The sequence below is a fragment of the Streptomyces hypolithicus genome (assembly GCF_052934925.1).
Genome location: NZ_JBRFMQ010000002.1, coordinates 1 through 18,837, shown reverse-complemented (window position 1 = coordinate 18,837; position 18,837 = coordinate 1). Strand labels below are relative to the sequence as shown.

At 70.9% G+C, this 18,837-nt stretch carries 20 protein-coding genes and 2 pseudogenes; 8 read left to right on the top strand and 14 right to left on the bottom strand.

All coding sequences use genetic code 11. From position 1 onward, the window contains the following. Window positions 1–119: 119 nt before the first annotated feature. The 8 genes from ACU6WZ_RS28530 to ACU6WZ_RS28495 all read right to left on the bottom strand — a co-directional run bounded on the left by ACU6WZ_RS28530 (window position 120) and on the right by ACU6WZ_RS28495 (window position 6,342). Window positions 120–1,211 (bottom strand): hypothetical protein, encoded by a 1,092-nt coding sequence (locus ACU6WZ_RS28530; RefSeq protein WP_447034383.1) that lies wholly within the window; start codon window positions 1,209–1,211, stop codon window positions 120–122. 67 nt (window positions 1,212–1,278) lie between these two features. Beyond that, complete coding sequence (locus tag ACU6WZ_RS28525; protein ID WP_447034381.1) at window positions 1,279–1,584, bottom strand: hypothetical protein; 306 nt, start codon at window positions 1,582–1,584, stop codon at window positions 1,279–1,281. A gap of 182 nt (window positions 1,585–1,766) precedes the next feature. Further along, entirely contained in the window at window positions 1,767–3,842 is a 2,076-nt protein-coding gene (locus ACU6WZ_RS28520) for a hypothetical protein (protein ID WP_447034379.1), read from the bottom strand. Window positions 3,843–3,866: 24 nt separating this feature from the next. Further along, window positions 3,867–4,370: a hypothetical protein gene (locus ACU6WZ_RS28515; RefSeq protein ID WP_447034377.1), complete on the bottom strand. Its 504-nt coding sequence runs from the start codon at window positions 4,368–4,370 to the stop codon at window positions 3,867–3,869. Window positions 4,371–4,375: 5 nt separating this feature from the next. After that, window positions 4,376–5,158, bottom strand: a complete 783-nt coding sequence (locus ACU6WZ_RS28510; RefSeq protein ID WP_447034376.1) for a hypothetical protein — start codon at window positions 5,156–5,158, stop codon at window positions 4,376–4,378. A gap of 44 nt (window positions 5,159–5,202) precedes the next feature. Continuing rightward, entirely contained in the window at window positions 5,203–5,403 is a 201-nt protein-coding gene (locus ACU6WZ_RS28505) for a hypothetical protein (RefSeq protein WP_447034374.1), read from the bottom strand. Between the two features lie 302 nt (window positions 5,404–5,705). Beyond that, a complete protein-coding gene (locus ACU6WZ_RS28500; RefSeq protein ID WP_447034372.1) occupies window positions 5,706–6,014 on the bottom strand; it encodes a hypothetical protein in 309 nt (102 codons plus the stop codon). A gap of 67 nt (window positions 6,015–6,081) precedes the next feature. Beyond that, complete coding sequence (locus tag ACU6WZ_RS28495) at window positions 6,082–6,342, bottom strand: hypothetical protein (RefSeq protein ID WP_447034370.1); 261 nt, start codon at window positions 6,340–6,342, stop codon at window positions 6,082–6,084. Between the two features lie 364 nt (window positions 6,343–6,706). On the opposite strand from ACU6WZ_RS28495, the gene ACU6WZ_RS28490 reads away from it, so the two are divergent. Next, window positions 6,707–7,276 (top strand): DnaJ C-terminal domain-containing protein, encoded by a 570-nt coding sequence (locus tag ACU6WZ_RS28490; protein ID WP_447034369.1) that lies wholly within the window; start codon window positions 6,707–6,709, stop codon window positions 7,274–7,276. A gap of 14 nt (window positions 7,277–7,290) precedes the next feature. Here ACU6WZ_RS28490 and ACU6WZ_RS28485 read toward each other — a convergent pair whose 3' ends face one another. Further along, window positions 7,291–7,479, bottom strand: a complete 189-nt coding sequence (locus ACU6WZ_RS28485) for a hypothetical protein (protein ID WP_447034367.1) — start codon at window positions 7,477–7,479, stop codon at window positions 7,291–7,293. A 299-nt stretch (window positions 7,480–7,778) separates the two neighbouring features. Here ACU6WZ_RS28485 and ACU6WZ_RS28480 point away from each other — a divergent pair, with 299 nt between their 5' ends. Next, entirely contained in the window at window positions 7,779–7,925 is a 147-nt protein-coding gene (locus ACU6WZ_RS28480) for a hypothetical protein (RefSeq protein WP_447034366.1), read from the top strand. A 100-nt stretch (window positions 7,926–8,025) separates the two neighbouring features. Here ACU6WZ_RS28480 and ACU6WZ_RS28475 read toward each other — a convergent pair whose 3' ends face one another. Then, on the bottom strand, window positions 8,026–8,118 hold the full coding sequence (locus ACU6WZ_RS28475; protein ID WP_447034520.1) for a hypothetical protein: 93 nt from the start codon (window positions 8,116–8,118) through the stop codon (window positions 8,026–8,028). A gap of 242 nt (window positions 8,119–8,360) precedes the next feature. Continuing rightward, complete coding sequence (locus ACU6WZ_RS28470; RefSeq protein WP_447034364.1) at window positions 8,361–8,558, bottom strand: type II toxin-antitoxin system Phd/YefM family antitoxin; 198 nt, start codon at window positions 8,556–8,558, stop codon at window positions 8,361–8,363. Window positions 8,559–8,680: 122 nt separating this feature from the next. Here ACU6WZ_RS28470 and tap point away from each other — a divergent pair. The 6 genes and pseudogenes from tap (at window position 8,681) to ACU6WZ_RS28440 (ending at window position 14,276) form a co-directional block, all read left to right on the top strand. After that, window positions 8,681–11,095: pseudogene (tap, locus tag ACU6WZ_RS28465) on the top strand (telomere-associated protein Tap). 8 nt (window positions 11,096–11,103) lie between these two features. Then, on the top strand, window positions 11,104–11,667 hold the full coding sequence (tpg, locus tag ACU6WZ_RS28460) for a telomere-protecting terminal protein Tpg (RefSeq protein ID WP_447034363.1): 564 nt from the start codon (window positions 11,104–11,106) through the stop codon (window positions 11,665–11,667). A gap of 130 nt (window positions 11,668–11,797) precedes the next feature. Beyond that, window positions 11,798–12,388, top strand: coding sequence for a telomere-protecting terminal protein Tpg (gene tpg, locus ACU6WZ_RS28455; protein WP_447034362.1), 591 nt, complete (start codon window positions 11,798–11,800; stop codon window positions 12,386–12,388). Window positions 12,389–12,636: 248 nt separating this feature from the next. Beyond that, window positions 12,637–13,125 (top strand): hypothetical protein, encoded by a 489-nt coding sequence (locus ACU6WZ_RS28450; protein ID WP_447034361.1) that lies wholly within the window; start codon window positions 12,637–12,639, stop codon window positions 13,123–13,125. A gap of 674 nt (window positions 13,126–13,799) precedes the next feature. Beyond that, the gene (locus tag ACU6WZ_RS28445) at window positions 13,800–14,033 is read left to right on the top strand and encodes a hypothetical protein (protein WP_382948735.1); all 234 of its coding nucleotides are present in this window, start codon (window positions 13,800–13,802) and stop codon (window positions 14,031–14,033) included. After that, window positions 14,033–14,276, top strand: a pseudogene (locus ACU6WZ_RS28440) (hypothetical protein). The gene ACU6WZ_RS28445 and the pseudogene ACU6WZ_RS28440 overlap by 1 nt, the downstream one beginning before the upstream one ends. Window positions 14,277–15,768: 1,492 nt before the next feature. Here the strand turns inward: ACU6WZ_RS28440 and ACU6WZ_RS28435 are convergent. The 3 genes from ACU6WZ_RS28435 to ACU6WZ_RS28425 all read right to left on the bottom strand — a co-directional run bounded on the left by ACU6WZ_RS28435 (window position 15,769) and on the right by ACU6WZ_RS28425 (window position 17,569). Further along, entirely contained in the window at window positions 15,769–16,161 is a 393-nt protein-coding gene (locus tag ACU6WZ_RS28435) for a hypothetical protein (RefSeq protein WP_447034360.1), read from the bottom strand. Window positions 16,162–16,505: 344 nt separating this feature from the next. Further along, window positions 16,506–16,925, bottom strand: a complete 420-nt coding sequence (locus ACU6WZ_RS28430) for a hypothetical protein (RefSeq protein WP_447034358.1) — start codon at window positions 16,923–16,925, stop codon at window positions 16,506–16,508. After that, window positions 16,919–17,569, bottom strand: coding sequence for a replication/maintenance protein RepL (locus tag ACU6WZ_RS28425; RefSeq protein WP_447034357.1), 651 nt, complete (start codon window positions 17,567–17,569; stop codon window positions 16,919–16,921). The genes ACU6WZ_RS28430 and ACU6WZ_RS28425 overlap by 7 nt, the downstream gene beginning before the upstream one ends. Window positions 17,570–18,837: the final 1,268 nt, after the last annotated feature.

Sequence of the window (18,837 nt, the reverse complement as noted above, 5' to 3'; positions counted from 1 at the left end):
GGTCGGCCAGGATGCCGAAGGACCTGGAGACGAGGCTGTTCTGTCGGTCCCAGCCACCGAAAAGAGGCCGGTCGCCTATGGGCCCGACACGGACCCGGGCCCGCGGGAGAGGGCGGTGTCTATCCGTCCTTCTTCTGCTTCGAGTCGCGCTGCGCGTGGACGCTGATGCCCCCGGCCACGGGATTCGGCTGTTTCTGTGATCCTGCGCTGCTGCGGCCCGCGGTGTCGCCGCGGCCGCCGTGGGTCTGTATGCCGCGCAGTACTCCGGTGGCAGCGCCTGCGGTGCCGGTGACGGTGCGGGCGGCGCCGCCGGCGGTACGGGCGGTCACCCGGGCGACTTTCACCGCGTCGCCGATGCCGGGGGCTCGCCAGATGATGTAGAGGCAGACGCCGAGCGCGATGATGGTGACGGCGAGTCCGGTGATGACGGGCCCCTGGCCCCCGCCGCCGGTCTGCAGGGCGGCGGCGAGTCCCAGGACGATGACGATGACCGGCTCGATCAGGATCAGCGTGATCATGAATCCGGCCCAGCGGCGTACGTGGCCCCACAGGTCCTTGTCGACGAGGCCGGCGTAGACGACGACGCCGAGCAGGGCTCCGACGTACAGGCCGAGCGTCCGCAGGACCAGCAGGAGCCAGAGCGCCCCGCACAGCAGCAGTGTCGCGGCGGAGACGACGGCGAGCATCAGCGGCCCGCCGCCGACCTTGCCGGCCTTGAGGTCGGCGCCGAGGCTGTCGAACAGGCCGCCGGGGGTGGAGCCGAACGCGCTCACCATCACGTCGGTGACCGCGCTGGTCGCGGAGACGAGGGTGTACAGGATCAGGGGAGTGAACGCGGAGGCGAGCACGGCCAGCCAGAGCAGCCCGATCGCCTCTCCCATCGCGGTGGTCATCGGCACGCCGCGTACGGCGCGTTTGGCGACGGCCAGGAGCCACAGCACCAGGACCAGCACGGTGGAGGCGGCGAAGATCACCGCGTACTGCTGGAGGAAGCCGGTGCCGGTGAAGTCGACCGCGTTCCGGTCGGCCACCAGCTTCCCGAGCTGGCGGGCCGTCCAGTCGGCGGCGTCGGCTATCCCCTTCGCGAGGACGGTGAACGGGTCGGCGCTGTCGGTGCCGGGCACGCTGCGCGCCCCGCCGTCGCCTCCCTCGCAGTAGTCCTTGGCGGGGCCGCCGAGCGAGCTGCACGGGTCCTCATCGGCGTACAGCATCAGGCCCCCGGTCGTGGGTGTAAGTGGTGTGCGGGCACACGGAGTTCCTCATTCGGCGTGGTGACGGTCAGTGCATGGTGCGGCGTGCTTGGCGCAGGTGGGTCGCCGCGGTGGCTTCGGCCTGGCCGGCCAGGCCGAGCGCGGCCAGGGTCTGGTGGTGCTGGGGTCCGGGCTGGTTGAGCGTGGCGAGGGCGGCGGCCATCTGGTGCAGGGTGGTGGCCACCGCGTCGGAGAGGCGGGTGAGGTCGTCGACGGCCTGGCGGACGTGGTGCGGGTGGCTCCACTGAGCCCGCCCGGTTTTCACGTCCTGGACTAGGCGCTCGAAGGCGTCGGCGGCGATTTTGGCGTGCGCGGCTGGATTCTGCGGGGTCATCGGCCCTCCGGGCGGGGGTAGCGGATTGATGTGTCCGATGCGTCATCGCAGGTCGCAACGTGTCTGTGATGCGCCCGTGGCGGGCACATCGGCACATCACCGGGCGGTGGGGCGTCATGTCGTGCCGCATCGCGGCACGTCGGTGACGCACCGGGACAGGACGCTGGCACATCGGCGGCACATCACGACAGGGCGCCTTTGATGTCCGCCAGCCGGTATGCGGTCGGGCGTTTGGGGTCGACTTCGGCGCCCAGGCGGTCGGCGGGGATGTCGAGGTTCGCGGCCTTCAGCTGTGTCTTGAGGGTGCGCCCGACCATGAGGAGCCGGTTCTTCTGCCCGTCCCACCTGCCCCAGGCCGCCGGGTCGGCGGCCGCCAGGTGGTCGGCGAGCTGCCCGATGGTGAGGGCTTCGGGGTCACGGTGCGTGGCGAACGCGTCCAGCAGGAGGCGGGCGATCTCGGGCACGGCATCGGTGTCGGCGGGCTGCGCAGCGGCCGTCTCGAGGCGAGGGAGTCCAGCGGCGACGCGTTCGCGGGTGCGGCGGTCGGCCTCGGCCGGCGGCAGCGGAGAGACGTAACGCAGGACCGGGGTGCGGTGTCGGGGGGTGAGGCAGTAGAAGCGTCCGGCGTCCGCGGGGAAGCCCGGTTCGGGGGAGGGGACCAGGAGGTGGGGCAGCCATCCCCGGGAGATCGCGTCCGCCCGCCCGACCACGATCGGGACGTCGGCTGCCCGGCAGGGCAGCATGATCCGCACGCCGAACGCATCCGCGATGGCGTCTCCCAGGACGTCGGAGGTGGCGTCCTGGGTGACGAGCACGATGGTGATGAGGGCCTCGCGCCCGACGCGGAGCAGGGCGACCGCGAGCTCCTTGCCGCGCTTGGACAGTTGGGGGTACTCGTCCAGGACGGCGATGACCGCCGGCCCGCCCGGGGTCGGTATCCAGGTGTCCTGCATGGGCGGCATCGACGCGACGCGGGCCCGGGCCCGGGCCAGCAGCTTCTCGAGTACGGCTTCGGCTTCCTCGGGGGTGCGGGCGGTCATGACAGCCGCCGGGGCGAGGGCCTTCAGCCCGCGTTTGACCGGGTCGATGTCGACGATGACCGCGTCCCGGCAGGCGGTGACGTATTCGCCGATGGCCTGCACCATGCCGGTCTTGCCGCCGCCCGTGTCGGACACGATGATCACGTGCTGCCCGGCCAGGACGACGGGCGTCGTCTCGCCCTCGAGGGACAGTCCGAGACTGACCGGATCGGTGATGGCGCACGATCCGGGCAACCGCTCCGGGTAGGGCAGCGGGGTCGCGAACGGGTCCCGGGTGAGGACCTGCAGACTGACGAGGGCCGCGTCGTTCGGGTCGGCCGGCTGCGCCAGGACCCTCGATTCACCCACCCGCAGCGTCGTCGCCAAGGGTTTGAGGATGCTGACGAGCTGTCCGGCCGTGCCGGACTGCAGAACGAGCGGCACCTTCCACCCGTACGCCGTCTGCTCGGGGACCAGGACCTCGGAGACCCTCGCGTTCTCCTTCTTCAAGGCCAGGCGCACCGACTCCCTCGCCTGGCGCGGGTTGTTGCCCGCCTCCCGGATCGGGAACGGTTGCGGATCGGGATCCTCCAGCTCGGTGTGGGCGGGCGCGCTCGGCGGCACGAACAAAAGCTTGGGCACCGCGGGGCGCCGCCAGGTCGGGTTGCGGCCCTTGACCACGGCCATCACGACGAAGACGAAAACGGTCAGCGCGGTCACCGTGAAGGCGGCCAGGACGGACAACAACCACAGGCCCACCCACAGCGCCGGCCCGGCGAGCAGCAGGATCCCGGCGGTGAGGTGACGGCGGGAGCGGACCTGCCCGTAGCCGATCTGCAGCATCGACGGGGTGACCTCAAGATGCCGGAACTCCTGCTGCCCCATCCTCATCTGGAGCTGCGCCCACTGCATCATCCGGTAGCTGATGATCGGGGACGCCCCGTACCCGCCGCCGTACCCGTATCCCCGGCCCCGGTTCTGCTTCTGCAGTGCCATCTGCTGCATCTGCATGTACGTCTGCCGCTTCTGCTGGTCTTTGAGCAGGCCGATGTTCTGCTGGACCTCGGCGCTGCCCCGCTGCTTCAGCTGCCGCCACAAGCGGTACTGGTCGTTCAGCACCCGGTGGGCGATGTGCGTGTCCGTCAGGTCCTCGGCACGCCACCAGCGTCCCCACTCGGCGCGCAGATGACGCACCCCGGCGGCCAACGTGCCCCCGCCTTCGCTCCCGCTGCCGGACATGGTCGAACTGCCTTTCCCTCGTGCTCAGATGCTGCGGAGCAGGATGTCACCGACGGTGTTGCCGGAGGTCTGGATCAAGCCGAGCGCCATCCCGAGCAGCCCCGCGGACGCGCCCAGCCACACCCCGACCAGCGCACCCCGGATCACCGGGCTCTTGAGGTCGGCCCGCCCGGACTTGATCAGCCCCGCGTAGAGCGCCATCAGGCACAGCCCGGCGATCGCACCGCTCACGCCGACCTTCTCGCCGCCGGTCATCGCCGCCTTCTGCCCACCAGCAGAGACCGATGCCCCGGTGGCGTTCTCCAGCGCGTAGGTGCCGAGCCCGTCACCCAGGGCCGCGGCGGCACCGCCCATCGTGCCCAGGATGCCGCCGCCCAGGAACAGCAGGGCGGCCAGGGCGACTCCGGCGAAGAAGTGCATTTTGGGTGTCGGGTCGCCGCCGCGCCAGCGGCCGATCTGGTAGAAGAGGACGACCAGGCCGAGGGCGACCGCGCCGATTCCGCCGGCGGCGGCTCCCGTGTTGTTCATGACGATTACGCTCCTGTCAGCCAGTTGACCGCCACACGCCACAGAAGGCGCGCGACGCCGAAGATGACGCCCCACACGACCACGGCCGCGACCAGGCGCAGCAGATAGCCGGTGAAGGCGGTGTGCCAGGCCCGGGCCACAACGCGTCCCAGGCCGAACAGCACGGTGCGGATGAGGTCGACCAGCACGCTGCCGAGCGGACCGCCAATCGGCGTCAGCATGAGCAAGCCCAGGGCCAGCGCGGGCAGCAGAATCCACCCGAGCAGGGCGAAGGGCCCGTTCATGGCGATGGACCGCGCCACGCTCCCCGCAAGGCTGTCGCCGTTCCACGTCGCCAGCAGCGCGAGCGCGATGGCCGGCACGTTGTACTTCAGGCGCAGCCAGCGGATGTCCAGGCCGCGCTTCTCCGCTGCCGTCTCCGGGCTGGGCAGGTGGGAGACGACCGCTTCACCGATCGTGACGGCGATTTCGTGCGCGGCCGCGATGCCCTCCTGGCCGTGCGTCGCCCACGTATCGCTCCACTCCTCACGCACCCCCGTCCAACGCCCCGGCCCGGCACCCGAGCCGTCGTCGCCGGCCTCCGGGCCGGCGGTGCCCGCAGCCGATCCGGGGGCTGGTGTGAAGGAGGGCGGCGAACTCGGTGGGGGACCCGCCGCGGCCTCGGGAGACAGCGGCGCAGGCGAGCGCCACCAGTCCGGGTCCGGAGCCCGGCTGGCGTCGTCCGGACCAGGTCCGAACGAAGGCTCCGTGCGCGGGGCCGGGACCTCGGGAGGCAGCGGCTGACTCACCACGCGGGGGTTCGAACCGCCGCCGTCTATCTCTCCGTCCGCTGTCATTCGGTGCCGCCGGAGCCTGCGTACGTACCGACACCGAAACGGCGCCACAGCCAGGCACGGGCCCGCAGCTCGTCACCCCACACGCCGTACGGCGTCGGACCTTCTACGTCTACCGGCGCCGCCGGTGCGCTCACCACCGTGCTGGGCCTGGGGGCTGCGGAGCGGCGTACCGCGACGCCGACGGCTATGTCCGTCATCCTGAGCCGGTCCTCTCCGAAGGGGCCACCACGGTGCGTCCCGCCTCCAGCGGTTCCGGGCGCCGCATCGATCACATGTCGCAATCTAAGCTCTACACCACGTGAGGACACAGGAGTTCCACCAGGCAACTCCCGTGCCCCGCAGGCGCATTGACCCCTGTAGCAACATCAACCGGCGCATACCGGGATGACCTGCTACCGACGCGGGCGATGCCGCCGACCGAACCAAGAAGTACCCCGCCGAACTCCTTTCCTGCCGGAGCGCAGAAGAGGTCGTCCGCAGCCGCGGCGCTGATTCGCGGTCAGGGCGCCGACGGCTGGCCGGTGGGCGCGGCCTGGTCGGCGGGCTGGTCCAGCTGCTGCTGGCGGCGCCGCTGCTCGTTGCGGTGCTCTTCGACGCGCTGGGTGAACAGCTTCAGCGCCTCGCCTTCCCGGCCAGCGCCGCACTCGCTGTAGGGGCCGATGCCGAGGGGGACGGCGTTGGCCTCCTCCTCGATGGCGTCGGCGGCCTGCTGGAGGAAGTAGCTGCACTCGCGGAACTTGTAGCAGGCAGCTGAGGCAAAGCGCCTCGCCCCGAAGGCCCTGCGCGGTGCCCCTCCCGAGGCTTCCAAGCCTGGCCTGCAGAACGTCGTTCTGGAACCGAGTACGAGCGCAGTTCAGAACGGCGTTCTGAAAACATCAGTTCGGGACGTCTTCACTGAGGTACTTCCGGTCGGAGGCGCATACGCGACGCTGTTCCCTGTCCAGCCGGCGCTGCTGGATGCATGCGTGCAACCCGCCGACGACGATGAAGCTGAAGGCGACTACAACTCCAATGTTCAGGGCTTTTTCCATCGCTGGTCGCTGGCCCTCGGCTGCGAGGCCAGCGGAGAGCGCAGCAGCGCTGACCGCCCACACAGCCGTGGCCATGACCCCGGCCACGGCCCACAGCACCGCCACGTCACGGGGCGCCACATGCGTCGTTCGACGGGAAGTCCCAGCCCGGCGCGCATTGCCCGTACCGCGGAGTCGTCGCGTCGCGCCGCCACCTTCTTGGCAACCGCGCATGCGACGCATCCCAGGCCCAGCAACGCGGTCGGGCCAAGGATGACGAGGGGATCGACGGGCAGTTGCAGGAGGGCCATTGACATCACCGCGAAGGCCACCAGCCCCAAGGCTGCGGACAGCGCCTCCCACTTCGGATCCCACAACTGGTCAGCGCCATCTCGCCAGATCCTGCGGCAGCGCCGCACGGACCAGCCCGCTACTCCCCAGATCACCGCGCACATGACTACTGCTGCTGCATTCATGAGTATCCCCACCCTTGATATTGAAGACCCTCTACAGGACCGTGCCCGTCACCGCTCCCCAAGGCAACTGCGGGCACCTCCAAGACTCTGCCGGCAACAGGCGTAACGGCCTCGCCGGCTCCGCCGTGAGCATGCCGGAACTGGTGGCGCTCGTCACCCGGCTCCTGGCCAAGGATCCCGACGACCGCCCCGCCGACGCGTTCGAGGTCATGCTCGCCCTCCGCGAGATTGACCGGCGGTACTTTGACGAGGACTTGCCCACCCGCGGGCCGGACAGGTACGTCCGATCCGCCGTGAGCCCTCGCATCACGGCCTTCGGCGCAGTCACACAGCTTCTCCTCACCGACCGGAACCCCTGCCCGGACTGCGCTTCCACAGCCGGCGCGCACGTCACACCGGGCTGCGAATCCTGCCGAGGAACCGGCGAGGTCTCCGCAGAAACAGCCCACCGGATCCGGATTCCCCCAGGAGTAAGACCTGGGCAGCGACTGCGACTCAAAGGTCTGGGCTGGCCCGGTAGAAACGGTGGGGAGCCGGGGGACCTCTTCGTCGTCGTTCGGGTCGAGGGCGCAAACACCGACTGAATAGTCCGGCCCGATCACGGGCGGCGGGCGAGGACGTCGTCGATGCGGGAGGCGTCGGCCACCCAGGCCGCGGCGGCGGGCGCTATGAAGCCGAGCACGCTCTGGATGTCGTCGCGGCGGGCTTCGAGCGGCAGGTGCCAGATGCCTTCGTGGTGGGCGATGCGGTTGCGGAATTTGTGCAGGCGCTTGACCGGGTCTTCCACCGTGGTCAGGGCACGGTTGGGAGCGTGAGGGAAGGCGCCCGCCAGGTCGGGCCAGAGGCTGGTCTTGTACTGGCGGGCCAGCAGGAAGCGCCAGAACCCGAAGCTCAGCTCCGCGATGATCTTCCCGCGCGGGGTGGCCGTCCCGCTCCGGCCGGCGCGCTGCTGCGCCTGGACGATGTCAGCGCGAACATCCCCGACCCCGCCTCCGAGGACCTCCCCGGCGGGGCGGGCCGGACGACAGCCGGCACCGGCCGCGTCCGCTTCCCGCTCGTACGGTGGGCGCTCGCCCCGCGCACGACGTGGCAGGCACGACGCGCCTGGCCGCCGACTTCGGCGAGGGGATGGACGCCCGGACCGCGTGGGTGATGGCGCGCCTGGCCCGCCATCCGGATGAGCACGGCTACGCCATGGGCCACCTGGACGACGACAGCCGGGCCGCGGACTGAGCAGAGCTCAGGCGCCGGCCTTCTTCCCGCCGGCCTTCCGGGCCGCACAGACAGAGCGAAGGGGTGGCCTCAGGGGAGAGGCCGCCCCTTCGTGCGTCGTTCAGCGCAGGCGTCCGAGGTGGATGACGCTGACGCGGACCTGGCTGTCGCCGATCTCGTACATCACTCGGTAGCGGCCGACGTGGATACGCAGGACGTCGGTGCTGCCGAACGCGCCCTCGCGGTTCCTCGGCGAGGCGGTCGACGGCGGTGAACACCTGCCGGACTCCCGCGGGGTCGTCCTTGGCGAACTGCTCCGCCTGGGCGAGCGCCTCGGGTTCCCAGATGACCTCGTAGCTCACGCCTCGACTCCGCCGAAGACGCGTCGGTACGCCTCATCGTGCGGAACGCCGGCGCTCTCGCCGCGTTCCTGGCGCGCGCGGTAGGGCCAGGGCCTCATCGTGCGGAACAGGGCCCGCAGCTCCTGGAGCCAGGGCCCGCAGCTTCGAGGGCGTCGGCGGGGCTGACCAGTATCGCGATGGTCTGGCCGTGGTCGGTAATGGCGGCCGGTTCCCGGGTGGCGCTGACCTCGCGCGCGATGGCGCCCAGCCGGGCGCGGGCTTCCACGATCGAGTAGGTGCTCTCCGTCATCATGCACACCACCTTACGGAAGTGTGCACATTCCTGCCATCGAACAGACTTCGTACGCGATACGTACGCTGAACGTACGCACTCGGTGCGCTTCATGGGGTAGAGTATGGATCAGGAGGTGTTCCATGTCCGAGTTGTTCGACGCGGTCGACGCGCTGGTCGCGTCCCGCTCCACGCTCCCGCCACCGGCGGAGCGCAAGAGGCTGCGTGCCGCGCACGGCCTGACGATCGATGAGGTGGCAGGCGCGCTGAAGGTGCGCCGGGCCACGGTGTCCGGCTGGGAGTCCGGCAAGACCGAGCCCCGCCCGCCGGAGCGCGACGCCTACGCCCGGCTGCTGGAGCAGCTGGCGGAGCTCTACCTGCCGCCCCGGTCGTGCCCGTCCCTGACGCTGCGGTGCCGGCCACGTTCGCCGCCGCTCCCGCTCCGGCGGAAGCGCGGACTCTGTCCACAGGTCCGGCGTCCGAGGCTGCGGTCATGACTGCACCCGAGAACACCACCACCATCGCTCCCGTCGCCGCTGCTCCGGTGGCCGCGCCGCGCCCGGCGCCCACCACCAGGCCGACGTCGACGTCGCGCCGCCCCGGCGCGAAGAAGGCCGCCCCGGCCCCGGCCGCGACTGCGGCGGGCGAGATGGACCCGCGGTTCGAGAACGGTCCGCTGGCGGTCGTCGACGTCGAGGACGGGAAGGTGCTGGCGTACTGCGTCGGCGGCCTGGTCCTGGACGTGCCCGCCAAGTCCCTGCCGTCCCTGGTGGACTGGACGCTCAAGGAGGCCAAGCTCGGTCAGCCGAAGCTGTCCGGGCCGGGCAGGTCCGGCCGACCCGCTGATCGTGCTCACCGCGGCCGCGTGCGAGCGCTACCTCCCGGCGGCCCTCACCGAGGTCCTGGAGCGGATCGCCGGGCGGATCCCTGCCGTCCCAAGGTGGAGCTGGACGCTCAAGGAGAAGCTCGGTCAGCCGAAGCTGTCCGGGCCGGGCAGGCCGGCCGACCCGCTGATCGTGCTCACCGCGGCCGCGTGCGAGCGCTACGGTCTCCCGGTGGCCCTCACCGAGGAGGAGCGGATCGCCGGGCGGATCCCGGAGGGCCACAAGGTGATCAAGCAGCTGACCCGCGCCGACTGGCAGCTCACGAAGCGGGGGTTCGGGCCGTGGGCGCGGATCTACCGCCCCGCCCAGGGCTCGGACCGCCAGTGCGTCCAGCTGTGCATCCCGTCGTGGAACGCGCTGGACGTCCGGTTCTGGGGCACTGCCGGGCAGTTGCCGCCGGCGGAGCTCGCCCGCGTCCTGGGCGCCTACGCGTCCCGGGTGATGACGCCGCGCGGCTCCACCGCCGTGACCGGCCTCGAGCTCATGACCGCCCTGCACCCGCCGACCTACGCCGTGCGGGACGAGGAGACTGGCGCCCTGCGACGGGCCGACGACAAGACGCCCGGCTCGCTGGGCCTGGACCCGGTGGACTGCGCGCCGTGCGAAGCCCCCGACGGGCACCCCCTCCTCGCGGACCTGCCGCGCTTCCACGTGCGGGGCCCGGCGGAGAAGCTGTTCGAGGAGGCGTACGACTGGGCCCGCCCGCTCACCGACGACGAGTGCCTGCGCCGCAACCTCGTGGGCCTGGATGTCAACATGGCGTTCGCCGCCGGAGCGAACGGGCTGGTCGTCGGCCTCGGTGAGCACACGCACGTCAAGAGCCCCGTGTTCGACCCGAAGCTCCCGGGAAGCTGGCTGGTCGACCTCAGCCACGTCGACCTGTCGCGGGTGAAGGTCGGCAAGGAGTGGGTGGAGCTGGACGGCGCGCTGCTGCCCTCCCCGTTCACGCCGAAGGGCGACCGCCCGTCGGGGCCGGCCTGGTACGCGACGCCGACCATCGCCTACGCCCAGGAGCTCGGGTACGACGTGACGCCGACCGAGGCGTACGTCCGGTACGAGAACGGCCGCTACCTGGACGGCTGGTACAGCCGGCTGCGCGACGCCTACCTCACCACGATGGCCGACCTCGGCGTCGACGCCGACCTGTCGCCCGAGGACTTCCTTACGGCGATGGACGGCTACAAGAGCCGCGACCCGGAGATGGCCATCGTCGTCTCGGCGGTCAAGGCGACGGTGAAGGGCGGGCTGGGGAAGCTGCGCGAGCGGCCCCGCGGCGAGGGCTGGACGGCCGGCGAACGGTGGCGGGCCCTGGAGCGCCCGACGTGGCGGCCCGACATCCGCGCGGCGGTCATCTCCCGCACCCGGATCAACCTCCACCGCAAGATGGTCAAGCACGCGGCGTTCACCGGGCAGTACCCGGTGGCGATCCTCTCCGACTGCGTCGTCTACGCCGTCGACGGCGAGAGCCCGCTGGACTTCCTGCCCCGCGACCGCGAGGGCAAGCCGCTGCCGGGCGGCTTCAAGCTCGGGGTCAACCCCGGCCTGGTGAAGCACGAGGGCACGCAGACCACGCTGTGGGGTGAAGGTGCCCGGGAGCAGTTCAAGGCCCCTGAGCTCAACCTCGCTCGGTACATCAAGGACGGCACCGTCACCGACAAGGACAACGGGGAGTAGGGAGCGCGATGAACAAGGAGTTCGGGGACGGCCTCAACCAGGCGGTGCAGAAGGCGTTCACCCGCCCGGTGCCGAAGTCGGCCGGCGCGCAGATGCGGTACCTGGTCAAGCAGCACAAGGGCACCAAGGCGGTCGCCCAGATGCTGCGGGTCTCCCAGCGCACCGTCGAGCGGTACGTGAAGGAGCAGATCAAGAAGCCCCGTCCGGACCTCGCCGCGCGCCTGGAGCGCGAGGTGAAGGCCCGGTGGCAGCCGCAGATCCGGGCCAAGGCCCGGGAGAAGGCGGCGACGACCGGCGGCATCGTCATCGACGTCCACGCCCGCCTCGGCTACGCCGGAGCGTCGATGGACTCCACGGATGAGGACCGCGAACGGCACCTCACCGTGGCGCTCCCTCCCCAGTACGCGGCCCGCCTCTTCGACGCCCAGGAGCAGGGCGCCAGCGAAGACCAGCTGCGCGAGCTCACCGCCGAAGCCCTCAAGGAGGTCTACTTCCAGGACAGCGGCCGCCGCGCCGGCTCCCTCCAGGAGGTCCAGATCAACGACGTGCTGAACCTGGGATTCCAGCTGTAGCGGCCGTACCCGAACGGCTCGCGAGCCCCGGACCGATGATGCGGTCCGGGGCTCGCTCGCGTATCCGCGCAAAGGTCGGGCGGCCTGCTCCGGACTCTGTCCACAGGGGCGCCGTGGCCTCCTTGGTGGCATGAGCGATCACGAGCAGCAGCAGCCGGCCCCGCGCCGCGGCAAGGTCCTGGAGGCCCTCGCGCGGGCTGAGCGGAAGGTCTTCACCCGGCCCGCCCCGAAATCGGCAAATGCACAGGTGAAATTCCTCCTCACGCGATCGGCGGGGGCCACCAGGGCGCTGGCGGAGCGTCTGGGCATCTCGCGCCGGACGGTGGAGCGCTACCGCGCCGGGAAGCTGAAGACCCCACAGAAGCGTCTCCAGGCCGTCTTGGTGGAGGAGACGGAATCCGAGTGGCAACCGCAGGTCAGAGCACAGGCACGAGAGCGGGCGTCCACCTCCAGCGGCATGACGGTGGAGGTGACGGCGTACTTCGGATTCGAGGGCAAGGGCAGCTCGGATGACGGCCGGATCCGGAACATCACCACGCCGATCTCACCCACCTACGTGAAGCAGATCCTCGAACTCCAGGCGGCCGGTGCGACGGAGGAAGAGCTGCATCCGATTGTCGCCGCCGCCATCACCGAGTCGTATTTCACGGATTGGGGCACCCGCGCCCCTGGCCTGCGCGCAGATTTCACACACGTCCAGTCCATAGACTTCCGGTTCTGACCCGGCCAAATTCAGGGCCTGCTATAAACAATTCGGCGGGCCGCCGTACAGCGCTCTGGCGGCGGCCCGCTCCCGAATCCACACGATGAATGCGAGACCGACGATGACCCGGTTCTGGCCGCCCGGCACCCGACTGGTGAGCGCCCGGCGAGACCCGCCGACCGCTCGCCCCGCGCGTCGCCGCGCCCCGTGAGCCGGTCGACCCCGCCCGCATCGGCCGCCGCGTCGTGCGGCGCCGGGCGAAGGGCATGGACGCCGGCGCGGTCGCGGCGGCCCTTGAGGACGCCCGGTTCGACGCCCGGCAGAACTCGCGGCACGAGGACCTGGCCGAAGACGTCTGCGGCCGCGCGGAGCTCGCGGAGTGGGAGCGCCTGGACCAGCTGCTCGCCGCCGCGATGCCGGGCACCGTCTACGACCCGGACGCCGACGACGTCGTCCAGGCGGAGCTCGCCGCCGACGCCGCGGCCGCCGCCGCCCGAGAAGCCGAGCTGCGCGAAGCCGCCCTCATCGCGGCCCGCGCCGACGAGCTCCAGGCGCTGCGCGAGCTGGGCACGCTGAAGCAGACCGAGCCCCGCGACGGCGACGAAGCCGTACGCGACGAACTCACCCGGCGCGCCGGCGGCTACGTCCAGGCCGACGTCGACACCTGGCTCGCCCAGGCCGTACGCGACGAACTCACCCGCACCTCGGGCACTACCGCGACCAGGCCGCCCGCGAATCCGCGGCCGGCCTTCTGACGCCGCCGGTCCTCGCGCACGCCGCGCTGCTCGCCGAACTCGCCCGCCTGGTCCCCGGCGCCGACGTCGACGAGCTGGCGTTCGCGGCCACGCTCGCCACCACCGAGCCCGAAGCCGCCGCCGCACTCGGCGCGTTCCTCACCCGCGTCGAAGGAACCCAGACGTGAGCGACGGCCAGGAGCTGGGCGTCGTGGGCCGGGAAGAGCGCAGCGGCCGCCCGTCACCTTCGTCCGGCCGGCCCCACCACCGGCCGACCGCCCGCAAGCCCGGAACCGATGTCACGGTGACAGAAAGTGAGCGTGACACTGGTGTCACGCTCCCCTGGAAACGTGTCACGCCGGGTGTCACGCCACCGCGAATCTGCCCCTGTTTGTCCGTTTCTCGGGGCCGTAGTCTCCAGAGGCCGATTTCAGGGGTGGGGCGTGACACTCTCCAGAGGCCGATTTCAGGGTGTCACGTCCCGCGCACTCTGCCCCTGTTTGTCGTTTCTCGGGGCCGTAGAACTCTCCAGACCGATTTCAGGGGTGGGGCGTGACACTCAAGATCGAACGTCCCGCGCACTTGTGAGTAGTACGGAGCGTAGTCGCGGGGCGGGTTCGGGCGGAGTGCTCCCGGGCCCGCCTGCCCGGCGATACCTTGGTGGCACACGCCAGTTCTGCCCTCTGGAGTCCTCGATGAGCGAACAGCCGGCCCCTGCCGACACCGCCGCCCGGCAGCTGGAGCCCGCGGCCGCCGACGGGTTGCGCGCGTACGCGGCCAAGACCCGCGCGGATGCCGACCGGTTCGCCGCCGTCCTGGAGGACATCGCCACCAACGGCCTGCCCGACCCCGAGCAGTGCACCCCGTGGGAGGAGCTGCGCGAGGCCCACCTCACCCGCCTCGCAGCCCAGCGCCCGGCCGTCGCCTGATGCCCAGGCAGCACGGCCCGCGCCGCGCCCGGATCACGTTCTCCGACTCCGCCGCGAGCACGGCAGCGGAGCGCCCGGATCCAGCGAGGCGCCACGCCTCCGCGCCCTGGTCGTCACTCCGCCGCGAAGCAGCTGGAGAACCTGACCAGCCCCCGAGGCGCCGACGACGTCGAGCGCGTTCGGATCTTGTACTGGATTTCGGTTCTTCAGACCGTGGTCGTCGTCGCGTACATCGAGGTCTGACCCGACCTCCTGGACCGGGCCGACCGCGTGCTGCTCGCCCGGTTCGAAGAAGCCGGCGCCGACGGCGAGGACGGTGGGCTGCAGACCACCATGTTCATCGTTTGGTGAGGGATCGGGTTCATAACTTGGTGAGGGATCGCTCGCGTAAGAGGAAGACCTAGGACTGACCGACCAGATGACGAACGCGTTCTTCCCACCCGCCGTAGGCGAAGTACCTGCAGGCTGCGGAAGACCTCGCAGACGCGGACGGGCGGTCGACGGTTCTTGGTGCGCAGTAATCGCACGGCCGGGCGGAGCTTGCCGCCGCACCTGTCACCCCGAGCGCGCTTGATCCTTCCCGGCGCTGTGCGGCTCTCTGCGGCGTTCTGAGCCGCCGTAGGCGAAGTACCTGCAGGCTGCGGAAGACCTCGCAGACGCGGACCCCCGAGCGGTCGGGCGGTTCTTGGTGCGCAGTAATCGCACGGCCGGGCGGAGCTTGCCGCCGCACCTGTCACCCCGGCGCGCTTGCCTTCCCGGCTCGTCTGCGGCTCTCTGCGGCGTTCTGAGCGCCTCCAGGCTCCCGAGCGACGATCACGGGCCCCTCGTGCCCTCACAGCGGCGTACAGCGCCTCGGGCGGCCCGGAGTGCCTCCGCAGCTCCCGGTCGACTTGCCGCGGCTCGTCTCCGGCGCTGGTGTTCTCGTTCTCCCGGCCGCGAGCTCTGCTCTCAGGGGGGGGGAGAGTTCAACCCGCGCATAGGCACTACAACTACTTACCCACATTGGGGTGCAAGACGGGGGGCCTGGTTCCGACCCGCTCAGACGGTCCCAGCGGCCTCCCGGCGGTACCGGCAAACGGTGACTTCGTCCGCCGCCGGGGCGTTCCCGGCCGGGCACCCGGCCGGGAAGATGGCGCCGCAGCGGCCGGGGCTGCTCAGGGGCGCGGCGGTGGGTCAGCATCGGTTCACCGGCGGGCCGCCGGACCCCTGTGGCCAGTCGCACCTCTCCGGCGCCGATGTTCTCGCTCTCCCCGCCGCGAGCTCTGCTCTCAGGGGGAAGAGAGTTCAACCCGCACATAGGTACTACAAGTACCTAACTACATGGGGTGCAAGAAACGGCCCGGCCGCGGCCCCCTCAGGCGGCCCCCAGCGGCCTCCCGGCGAAGCCCCGGGCGGGGACCTCCAGCGCCTCCCCCTTCTGCCTGCTGCCCGTCGTGCTGCACGGGCTGCTGCTCCTGGTGGCGAAGGCTGCAAGGGCAGCGGAGGGGTGCAAGACCGGGTGCTGCAACGGTCGCCCGGCGCGCGGTGAAGCGTTCACCCGACCCGGGCGGCACACGGGTGCTGCACGGGTAGCAAGGCCGGCCTCACCGGTGCAGCGCGGGTGGCTGCTGCACCGGAGGCACCGACGTGGACGCGGGCTGCTGCAACCGGTCTGCTGCAAGGCCGGTCTCACCGGGCAGCGGCCTGCCTCCCTGCCCGGCCCTGCTCCAGCTGCTGCCGCCGGCGCCGCGTCGCGTCACCCAGACGTCCCTGAGCACGCCTGCGCCGCGCACTCGAAGTACACGTCGACGTCCACGCTGCTCTCGCGTCGGGCGACCTCGTACGCGCCCTTCATCGCCTCGAAGGCGGCCACCACGGGCAGGGTGACGTCCTTGAACGCCCCGGCCGCCGTGTCGAGGTAGTGGGCGAAGCCGAAGCAGTAGCTGTCGTCGCGTTCGTCCTCGAGCACACGCTGGCGAGCCTCACGGGCCGCCTCGAACCATCGCAGGCCGTCGTCCACGCCCAGGGCGTCCACGACGATCGCGAGAAACGGCGTCACCCGCTCCGCGCTCGCGGGCCAGCTGTCGGTGGGCGAGCCGAAGCGGTTGCCCAGCTCCTGGGTGAAGTGGAGGCGGAAGTCGTAAGTCACGCTCCACTCGTACCGCGCGGGCCGGCACTCGGGCGGGTGGCACGCGGCACCGCCCCCGAGGAACGCCCGTACGGGTCGCCCTGCCTGCGGCTTTCCCCTCCAGGGGAACGATGTACGCACTCGCTCCGGCGGCCTGCCTGTTGTTCTGGGAAACCAGAACAACACGGTTCCCCCAGTGCTACCGTCCGGCCGCGCGGAACGCCGCTGACCTGTGCTTTCCCCTGGAGGGGAACGGTGTGCGCGAATCTGGCCGGTCGCGGCAGACGAATGTCCCCCTGCTGCACATTCCTGTGCAGCAGGGGGACATTCCCCAGGTGGTTATCACCCGGGGGCGATAACCCGCGCTACCCGGCGGCCCGGACCGCCCTGAGCGGTGTCTGGGGCTGGCGCTTCGGCGGGCCCGTCTCGTACAGGGGGGCGGTGATCTCGGGCAGTTCGCCGGCCTCGATGCGCTCGGCGGCGTCCTGGATGGTTTCCTCCAGCTCCTCCTGAGTGGCGTAGGAGGCGACATACGGGTGGAGGTAGTAGGTGCGGTACTTGCGGTCCTCGGGCCGCAGCACCAGGTTCCGGCTCTCCAGCAGCGCCATCGCGGTGTTCGCGGAGTTGCGGGACAGGCCCACGCGGGCGCCCAGCTCGGCCTGGGAGGCGTTCACCTCACCGCCGGGCTCCTGGCGCTCGATGAGGACGCTCAGCAGCTCCATCGCGGCTTTCGTGAGGTCCAGTCGGTACAGCATTCCGAAACCGGCGCTCGCTTGGATCAGCATGCCTGCCCCTCCTTCTCGACACCCTCATCGTCGCTGTCCCCGGCCCCGAGCTCCAGTTGCACGCTGCGCGGCGCCGGCGGGGGCTTCACTTCGGGGAAGGCGCCCTCCGGCGCACCCCGGCGCAGGGCCTCCAGGATCTCGTGCTGGACGTCGCCGTTGCCCTCGAAGCCGAGCAGCGGGTTCACGAAGATCAGACCGGTGTCGACGCGCTGGAGCATGTGCCACTCCTCCAGCCGTCCGAGCGCGCGGGTCACGTTCGACCGCTCCACGCCCAGCTTGTCCGCGATCTTCTTGTGCGTGGCCCGGAGCCATCCCTCGCGTTGACGGCCGATGCACCACAGCAGGACCGCGGACTGGATCGGCGACATGCCGTGCTGGGCGATCAGCACCGCCAGGACATCGGCGAAGAAGTCGTTGGAGACCACGCTGTAGCCGGACCGCCCGTACATCTCGTGGGGCGCGCGGTACGTGTACCGGACGTTGACGTCCATCTGCTGCACCGGCCGCTTGCGGGTCGGCGGCTTGATGTCCTGCCCCAGCCGGGACGACAGGGTCTCGCGGAAGGCGCTGTCACCACCGGGCTGAACGGCGGTGATCCGGCCCTTGCTTCGGCCGGCGGCAGGGCGCCTGGGCTCGCGGGGCATCGACGAAGGTCCTGTCCTCGATCTTGACGGGTCGCGACGGACCCTAGCAGTTGTCCAACCCCACTTGGCAGATTTGTACAGGCTGGCGTGGCGCTTTGGTGTCGACGCCGACACACCGGATTTCGGGGAGGGTTCCCTAGAAACACGGCCTCACCTGCAACGATGCAAAGTTGTACAAGCTAGGTTGGCTAATACGGGTGCCGATGTGGCACCACCAACACATTTCCGCAGGTCAGTGTGTCAGCGCTGACACATCCCCTTCCGCAAAGTCGCAGGTCAGAGGCGGTTTCTCTCGACGGCCCTCTTTTCCCTAAGACGCACACGCGCGCGAAGGCCGCATCAGGGCCTCGCGTACGCGTGCCATCCGCGACCGACGGCAGGCCAGGCACCAGCACCCACGTGCGACGCTCCACCGTCCGGCCCTGGCGGTCACCACCCGCTCGCTCCCCGGCGGCCGCACCAAGGCCCCCAGCTGCGCCGCATGCGGCCGTTCCGCCGCTCCCGGGCCCCCGTGGTCGCCGGGCGCCTCCCCGGGGCTGAGGCGGCTTCGCGTGCGACTCCGCGAGCCCCGCCCGGACCGTAGGCGGCATCAGCGGCTCTGAGTCTCGGGTGGTGCCGGCCGCGACGGACAAGCACCGAATGGAGTGGCTGAGGCCGGTGGCCGGTTCCGCCGCGCGGCCTGGCGGCCACTCGGCTCGCGTACCTCCGCACCTTGAATTCAGCCTTTCGCGGCTCTGAGGTTCCGTTCTGTGGCCGGGGTCTCCAGGCTCCGGAATTCTGTAATCTGACGGTCGATGGTGGGAACGAATTCCGGGGTTTCCATTTGTTGGAACGAGCGCCCCGCTCCAGGTGGTTGGGGGGTGTCCCGTGTTTCCGCCAACGGTACATGCTGCATCTACCCGATGCACACGCTATACTGGAACCCACACCAACGAGTGACACCCACCCCCTCACAACCAGCTCGCCCGCGCAGCGGGCCCCAAGGTTCTGGAGGCGCAGCCGGAAGGACCGTCAGGCGGGGAAGCGCAGCGCACCCGCCGGGAGCGCCGCCGCGCTCCCCCAACTCCCGCACTAGAGGCCCCACAAGCCGCACCACCCCACCCCAACAGCCCGCCCGCGCACCGCGCGGCCAGCCGGGCGCGCAGCGGCCGGCCCCGCTGCCCCCCAGGAGCGCAGCGGAAGGGGGGGCCGTGCTCCGCACGGGCCAAAGGGAGCGCAGCGACCGCCCCCCTTGCACATCGCGCAGCGATGTGGTACCCGCTCCGCGG